We start from the raw sequence: 281 nt of genomic DNA, 5'->3' as shown, positions 1-281 counted from the left end.
CGGGCGATCGCGAAGCGCACCAGGACGGCGATCGCCGCCGAGGCCGGCACGGCAATCAACAGGCCGACGAAGCCGAACAGCGCGCCGAAGGCAAACAGCGCGAACATCAGCCACACCGGATGCAGGCCGACGCTCTTGCCGACCAGGCGGGGCTGCAGGATGTTGCCCTCGATGAACTGGCCGACGAAGAACACGCAGGCGACCAGCAACACCATGGTCCAGTCCGGCCAGAACTGAACGAAGGCGACGCCGACGGCGAGCACCAGCCCGGTCAGCGAGCC

At 68.0% G+C, this 281-nt stretch carries 1 protein-coding gene; it reads right to left on the bottom strand.

Going from position 1 to position 281, the window contains the following annotated elements; genetic code table 11:
- The coding region (locus EN859_RS37580; protein WP_135913770.1) for an AI-2E family transporter at window positions 1-281 on the bottom strand (281 nt) is incomplete at both ends.

It is taken from the genome of Mesorhizobium sp. M00.F.Ca.ET.216.01.1.1 (genome assembly GCF_004010325.2).
Classification (GTDB): Bacteria; Pseudomonadota; Alphaproteobacteria; order Rhizobiales; family Rhizobiaceae; genus Mesorhizobium.
Note: the sequence above shows the minus strand (reverse complement) of the source record. Positions and strands in the feature narration are given on the sequence as shown.